Source organism: Pseudomonas sp. HMWF006, from assembly GCF_003061205.1.
In the GTDB taxonomy this organism is placed as follows: domain Bacteria; phylum Pseudomonadota; class Gammaproteobacteria; order Pseudomonadales; family Pseudomonadaceae; genus Aquipseudomonas; species Aquipseudomonas monsensis.
This window is the reverse complement of record NZ_QAIU01000554.1, coordinates 7,131-14,559: the sequence shown is the minus strand read 5'-3', so window position 1 is coordinate 14,559 and position 7,429 is coordinate 7,131. Positions and strand designations below refer to the sequence as shown.

Below are 7,429 nucleotides of genomic sequence, written 5' to 3'. Positions count from 1 at the left end.
ATTCATCCCCGTTCGGCTGCGAAGCCGTCGCCAAACCCGTGCATGCGCTGTATCTGATGCATTGGGAATTCAGGTTCCGGGGCCGCTTCGCAGCCCAACGGGGATGAATCCCCTCGCCACAGGGTGGAGTGATTACACCCCGATCCGGGTTTTATTTTCTTTCGACTTAAGTTGCCACCTATGCTCAAACGCCTTGCCTGGCTGGCGCTCTGTGTCTGCGCCCCGCTGTCCGCCGCGCCTCACATCGACCCTCAACGTTTGCAGCAACTGGCCAACGATCGTTTCTGGATTTCCCTCGGTCACTACGAAACCGCCAAGCTTGGCGGCTGGCGCAGCTATGTCAGTGACAAGAAGTTCTTCCTCGCGCCCGATGGCAACGAACACCCCGACCGTGAACTGGCCGCCACCGTGCAAGCGCTGTACGCCCCGGCCAGTCTCGGCGAACAACACGCGCAGTGCGTCTACCCGGCGCGCACGCGCTGGCTGAAGGCACAGCTCAATCTCAGCGATCTGCCGACGCCGGAATGCGCCGAATACAAAAAATGGTTCAAGGATGTCTCGCCGCACAGCGCGGTGATGATTTTCCCGGCGGCTTATCTCAACAGTCCTTCGTCGATGTTCGGCCACACCTTGCTGCGCATCGACCAGGCTGATGTGCAAGCCGACAAGACTTCACTGCTGAGTTATGCGATCAACTTCGGCGCCTACATCGAAGGCTCGGACAACAGCATCCTCTACGCCTGGAAAGGCTTGATGGGCGGCTATCCGGGGCTGTTCGCGCTGGTGCCCTATCAGGAAAAACTCTCCGAATACCGCAGCCTGGAAAACCGCGACTTGTGGGAGTACCGGCTGAACCTGACGCAGGAAGAAACCGCACGCATGGTCGAACATGTGTGGGAGCTGAAGCAGATCCAGTTCGACTATTTCTTCTTCGACGAAAACTGCTCGTATCGCCTGCTTGAGCTGCTGCAAGTGGCACGGCCGAGCCTGCGCCTGACCGAGCAATTCCCGTTGACCGCCATTCCCACCGACACGGTCAAAGCGGTGAAGGAAGCCGGGCTGGTGGAAAGCATCCAGTACCGCCCGTCCCGCGAGCGTGAACTGCTCAGCCGTGCCGAGCCGTTGAACAGTGACGAACAGCAATGGGTGCTGAAAGTCAGCGCCGATCAACAGGTGTTGCAGGACCCGGCGTTCAAAACGCTGCCCCGTGACCGCCAAGCATTGATCATCGACGCGGCATATCGCCTGGAGCGCTACCGCGCCAACGGTCAGGAACGCGACTCGCAACGGGCACAGCGCAGCTTCGAACTGCTGCGGGCGATCAACAAGAATCCGGCGCCGGAGCTGGACATCCCGCAACCCGGCCTGCCCGAGGACGGCCACGAATCGCGCACCTGGCAGGCCGGTCTCGGCACCCGAGGCGACCGCGCCTTCGGCGAATACGGCTTGCGCATGGCTTACCACGACCTCAACGACAACGCCGAGAGCTTCCCGCTCGGCGCGCAGATCGAGATCCTGCAGATGAAACTGCGCCAGTACGAAGGCAACCAGTGGCAGTTCCAGCAACTGGATCTGGCGACCATCCGCTCGCTGACCCCGCGCAATGAGTTGTTGCAGCCGTTGTCATGGCAAGTCACCGGCGGCCTTGAGCGTGTGCCCGGCAAGCACGATGACGAAACCCTGGTCAGCCACGTCAACGGGGGCGGTGGCGGCACCTGGCAACTGGGCGAAGACATGCTCGGCTTTGCCCTCGGCACCGTGCGCATCGAGCACAACAATGACTTCGCCGGGTTCATCACCCCGGCGGCCGGTTTCAACAGCGGCGTGCTGTGGAAAAACCCGCTGGGCAATCTCAGCCTCGAGGCCAAGGGCGATTACTTCACCAACGGCGAAGTGCGCCGCAGCCTGAGCCTGAACCAGCAGTGGGAGCTGTCACGCAACCTCGGTTTGCGTCTGAGTGCGCAGCGTGAGTTCAGCCATCTCGCCACGCCGGAAACAGAGGTCATGCTTGAAGTGAAGTGGTATCACTACTGATCTGAAGCCCGACAAATTCCCCCTGTGGGAGCGAGCCTGCTCGCTCCCACATTTGGTCTTGTGGTGTTAATGGATTTTTCACGGGGCTTCGACAGCCGTGTCATGAATCAGCTTCTAGACTTTCCCCATAAGCCGGACAACCGGCGCGGGAGAGTGCGATGTGGCGGTGTGCGGGTTTGCTGGGTGTTGTGCTGTTACTGGGCGGTTGCCAGACCACCCATGAAGATTTGATCGCCAGAGGTTATCCACCGGCCTTCGCCGATGGTTTTGACGATGGTTGCGTCAGCGGACGGCAAGCCGCCGGCTCGATCAGTGGCGAGTTTCGCAAGAACGTGCCGCGCTATCTCAAGGACAAGCAATACGCCGAAGGCTGGACCGACGGCTTTCGCCAGTGTCAGGCGATGCTGGAGAACAAGGATCGCGAAGAATATCGCAACGAGCACTGGGACGAACGCGAGCGCGCCTGGCAGCAGCAGAAAGATCAGGACGCCGGACGAGCCTATCGCTCGCAATAGGTCGTTTCCAGACATCCAGTGAAACCAAATGCCGGCGACCATGGACCAATTCCTATCACAGGAGGACACCATGAGCCGCGCTTTCGTCAACGAAGACAACGCCGCCGCGCAAGCCGATCAGCCCGTCGAACGGCAGGTCAGCGCGCAGCCCAATTACGTCACACCACAAGGCCTGGCACAGTTGCAGGCCAAAGTCGCCGACTTGCAGACCCTGCACGCCGAACAATCAGCCAAAGGCGAGCAGGCCGACAAGCAGCGTCTGGCCGATCTGGAACGGGATCTGCGCTATTTCAATCAGCGCCTGAGCAGTGCGCAGGTCGCCGCCCCTGCGACGTCTACCGACAAGGTGCAGATCGGCAGCTGGGTGACTTATGCCGACGAACACAACACCGAACGCCGAGTGCAACTGGTCGGCGAAGATCAGGCCGACGCCAGTCAGGGCCTGATCAACTGGGCCTCGCCGTTGGGCCGGGCATTGCTCGGTGCCCGGCTCAATGACGAAGTGCTGTGGCAGCGCCCCGCTGGCGATCAGATGATCGAAGTGATCCGCATCGAAGCGGGTTAAACCACGCCTTGGGCGAGCATCGCATCGGCGACTTTGACGAAGCCGGCGATGTTCGCGCCTTTGACGTAGTTGACCTGGCCGTTCTCTTCACCGTAATGCACACAGGCGTGGTGGATCGACTGCATGATCGCGTGCAGCTTGCTGTCCACCTCACCCGCCGTCCACAGCAGGCGCATGGCGTTCTGCGACATCTCCAGACCGCTCACCGCAACCCCGCCGGCGTTGGACGCCTTGCCCGGCGCAAACAGAATGCCGGCCTCGATGAAGATATCCACAGCAGCAAGCGTCGTCGGCATGTTGGCGCCTTCGGCCACGCACACGCAGCCGTTGCGCAGCAGGGTTCGCGCAGCCTCGGCGTCGAGTTCGTTCTGGGTAGCGCAAGGCAGCGCGATGTCGCAGGCCAGCAACCACGGCAGCTGCCCGGCGCGGAATTCCAGGCCAAACGCGGTCGCCAGCTCGCTGATGCGTCCGCGCTTCACGTTCTTCAACTCCAGCAATGCCAGCCATTGCTCTTCGCTCAGGCCGGACTCGCAGTACAACGTGCCTTCGGAGTCGGACAAGGAAATCACTTTGCCGCCGAGATCCATGACCTTGCGCGCCGCGTACTGGGCGACGTTGCCCGAACCGGAGATCGCCACGCGTTTGCCTTCGACGGCCTGCCCGCGGCGCTTGAGCATTTCTTCAGCGAAATACACACAACCGAAACCGGTGGCTTCCGGGCGAATCAGGCTGCCGCCGTAGGTCATGCCCTTGCCGGTCAACACGCTGGTGAACTGGTTGCTCAGGCGTTTGTACTGGCCGAACAGGAAACCGATCTCCCGCGCACCGACGCCGATATCGCCGGCCGGCACGTCGACGTCGGCGCCGATGTGGCGGTACAACTCGCTCATGAACGCCTGGCAGAAACGCATGACTTCGGCATCGCTCTTGCCCTTTGGATCGAAGTCCGAACCGCCCTTGCCGCCGCCCATGGGCAGCGAGGTCAGGGAGTTCTTGAAGGTCTGTTCGAAGGCGAGAAACTTCAGCACGCCCATATTCACCGAAGGATGGAAGCGCAAGCCGCCCTTGTACGGGCCGATGGCGCTGTTCATTTGAATACGGAAACCGCGATTGACCTGGACCTTGCCCTGATCGTCGACCCACGACACACGGAACACCACTGCGCGCTCCGGCTCGCAGATGCGCTCCAGAATGCCCGAGGTCAGGTAACGCGGATTGGCTTCGAGAAACGGCCACAGACTGCGCAAGACTTCTTCGACGGCCTGGTGGAATTCGGGTTGATCCGGGTCGCGTTTTTTCAGCCGGGCGAGGAAGGATTCGACGGATTCGATCATGGGAAAAGTCTCGGCAAATTTATTGTCGTTGGAAGCGATTGAGCCGGACTGTAGCAAACGATTTGCGCACAGGAACAGCGCAAAATGTCGCAGTTATGAAATTAAATGGTGCACAGGATATAAATCAGGCGGTTTTTTTGGGCTTTTTGCACCTGTATGGTGATTCTACATTTGAGTTATGCACCAACAGTTATACCGCCTTCGCGAGCAAGCTCGCTCCCACATTTGAAATGCGTTCCCCTGTTGGAGCGAGCTTGCTCGCGAAGGAGTCGCGACTCGGTCCCGCTGACAAAACCCGGGCAAAAAAAACGGAGCCCGAAGGCTCCGCTCTTTATGCAACCAACCCGAATCAGGCCAGTTTTTTGTGGCGTACCCGGTGTGGCTGGGCAGCCGCTTCGCCGAGGCGCTTTTTGCGGTCGGCTTCGTACTCGGTGTAGTTACCTTCGAAGAACACCGCTTGCGAGTCGTCTTCGTACGCCAGGATGTGGGTCGCGACGCGGTCCAGGAACCAGCGATCGTGAGAGATCACAATGGCAGCGCCCGGGAAGTCCAGCAGGGCTTCTTCCAGGGAACGCAGGGTTTCAACGTCGAGGTCGTTGGACGGTTCGTCGAGCAGCAGGACGTTGCCGCCCTCCTTCAGGGTCAGCGCCAGGTGCAGGCGACCGCGCTCACCACCGGACAGGTCCTTGACGAACTTCTGCTGGTCGCCACCCTTGAAGTTGAAGCGACCGACATAAGTACGCGACGGGATCTCGTAGTTGCCGATGCGGATCTGGTCGGAACCGTCGGAGATCTGCTGGAACACCGTCTTGCTGCCGTCGAGGTCTTCGCGGCTCTGGTCCACGCAGGCCAGTTGCACGGTTTCGCCGACTTCGATGCTGCCCGAATCCGGCGTTTCCTTGCCCATCAGCATGCGGAACAGGGTCGACTTACCGGCACCGTTACCACCGATCACGCCGACGATGGCGCCTTTCGGCATGGAGAACGACAGGTTGTCGATCAGCACGCGATCGCCGTAGCCCTTGGTGACGTTCTTGAATTCGATGACCTTGTCGCCCAGGCGCGGACCGGCCGGGATGTAGATCTCGTTGGTTTCCGAACGCTTCTGGAATTCCTGCGACTGCATTTCTTCGAAGCGTTGCAGACGTGCCTTGGATTTCGACTGGCGGGCCTTGGCGCCTTTGCGCACCCACTCCAGTTCTTCCTTCATGGCTTTTTCGTGAGCCGACTGCTGCTTGGATTCGGCCGCCAGACGATCGGATTTGGCTTCCAGCCAACCCGAGTAGTTACCCTCGTAAGGAATGCCCGCGCCGCGGTCGAGTTCCAGAATCCAGCCAGCAACGTTGTCCAGGAAGTAACGGTCGTGCGTGATCGCAACCACGGTACCCGGGAAGTCGTGCAGGAAGTGCTCCAGCCAGGCTACGGAGTCGGCATCCAGGTGGTTGGTCGGTTCGTCGAGCAGCAGCATGTCCGGGGCGGACAGCAGCAGACGGCACAGGGCCACACGGCGCTTTTCACCACCGGACAGGTGTTCGACTTTTGCGTCCCAGGCCGGCAGGCGCAACGCATCGGCAGCAACTTCCAGTTGACGCTCGAGGTTGTGACCATCGCTGGCCTGCAGGATCGCTTCGAGTTTGGCCTGTTCGGCAGCCAGCTTGTCGAAGTCGGCATCCGGATCGGCGTAAGCGGCGTACACCTCGTCCAGACGCGCTTGCGCATCCTTGATCACGCTGACGGCTTCCTCGACCACTTCACGCACGGTCTTGGCCGGATCCAGTTGTGGCTCTTGCGGCAGATAACCGATGTTCAAGTCCGGCATCGGACGGGCTTCGCCCTCGAACTCGGTGTCGACGCCAGCCATGATTTTCAGCAGCGTGGATTTACCCGAACCGTTGAGGCCGAGTACGCCGATCTTGGCGCCGGGGAAGAACGACAGCGAAATGTTTTTCAGGATTTCCCGCTTCGGCGGAACAACTTTGCCCAGCCGATGCATGGTGAAGACGTATTGAGCCATGGAGAACCTTGGGTCAGTGACAGATGAATGATTGGAGCGCAGGCGATGCCCGGCCAGACCGATGCGCGTCGTTCACTAGACCACTTGATGGCCATCAATGCGTGCGCGCTGAAAAAAGTCTGATTCTAGGAGCTGGAACGCTCCCGCGTAACCGGCAAAGCTACCTTAATGACCGGTGGCAGTCCAGCCGAGCGGGGCTGGCACTTCGCCACAACTCAAGGCATGCTAGCCGCCCTTTGGGCGTCCGGCTTATAGTGCACGTCGCGCCAGTCCAGCCAAATCGCAGGATTACAGCTTGTCCAACGTCACTCCGCCAGCCTCTGTGAGCAGCCTCCAACCGGCGCCCGGCTCGCCCCTGCGCGGAACATTGAAGGGCGCGCTGGCGACGCTGGTGCTTTTATTGCTGGCCTTGCTGTTCTGGCAATTGCTCGATCAACTGCGTGAAACCCAGAAAAACCAGCGTCAGTACACCATCGACTACACCGCCGATCTCGCTTCGCAGGTCAGCCTGAACATGGCGCTGAACGCGCAAATCGCCCTCAACCTGCTACCGATCGTCGAACAACCGCAATCGGCCGACGAACAGCAGGCCTTGCTGCGCAAGCTGCAGCGTTCGCTGCCGGACCTGCGCAGCATCGCGCTGCTCAGCCCTTCCGGCAGAATCATCAGCGACAGCGCCGCCAACAGTGCTGACGCCGACTACCTCACCGAACTGGTGCGCCGCAGTCATTCGCAAGCCCATTATTTCAGCAACGCCGATGACGGGTCGGTGGTGCACCTGTTACTGCATCAGGCCAGTGGCAGCTCCCGCGGCTATTGGGCACTGCGTCTGACGCCGACATTTTTCGATTCGCTGACCAAACAGAACGAAGCCGGAGCGCGGCCACTGTGGCTGGTAGAAAACCGCGTCAACCATCAGATCATCAGCCGCGACGAAGCCCTGCCCGCAGCCAAACCCGGTGTCCTG

5 protein-coding genes and 1 pseudogene are annotated in these 7,429 nt (G+C 60.5%); 4 read left to right on the top strand and 2 right to left on the bottom strand.

The features are described 5' to 3' along the window. Positions 1-180: 180 nt before the first annotated feature. The 3 genes from DBR24_RS24965 (at position 181) to DBR24_RS24955 (ending at position 3,114) form a co-directional block, all read left to right on the top strand. On the top strand, positions 181-2,034 hold the full coding sequence (locus DBR24_RS24965; RefSeq protein WP_128616065.1) for a DUF4105 domain-containing protein: 1,854 nt from the start codon (positions 181-183) through the stop codon (positions 2,032-2,034). A gap of 158 nt (positions 2,035-2,192) precedes the next feature. Next, positions 2,193-2,549: a hypothetical protein gene (locus DBR24_RS24960; RefSeq protein ID WP_123463994.1), complete on the top strand. Its 357-nt coding sequence runs from the start codon at positions 2,193-2,195 to the stop codon at positions 2,547-2,549. A 70-nt stretch (positions 2,550-2,619) separates the two neighbouring features. Next, a complete protein-coding gene (locus DBR24_RS24955; protein WP_128616064.1) occupies positions 2,620-3,114 on the top strand; it encodes a GreA/GreB family elongation factor in 495 nt (164 codons plus the stop codon). Here the strand turns inward: DBR24_RS24955 and gdhA are convergent. Continuing rightward, positions 3,111-4,448 carry an NADP-specific glutamate dehydrogenase gene (gene gdhA / locus DBR24_RS24950; protein WP_128616063.1) on the bottom strand — a complete coding sequence of 446 codons (1,338 nt, stop codon included), beginning with the start codon at positions 4,446-4,448 and terminating at the stop codon, positions 3,111-3,113. The genes DBR24_RS24955 and gdhA overlap by 4 nt on opposite strands. Before the next feature lie 349 nt (positions 4,449-4,797). Beyond that, positions 4,798-6,462, bottom strand: a complete 1,665-nt coding sequence (ettA, locus tag DBR24_RS24945; RefSeq protein WP_123463988.1) for an energy-dependent translational throttle protein EttA — start codon at positions 6,460-6,462, stop codon at positions 4,798-4,800. Positions 6,463-6,757: 295 nt separating this feature from the next. On the opposite strand from ettA, the pseudogene DBR24_RS33685 reads away from it, so the two are divergent. Continuing rightward, positions 6,758-7,429: pseudogene (locus tag DBR24_RS33685) on the top strand (diguanylate phosphodiesterase); the annotation flags it as partial.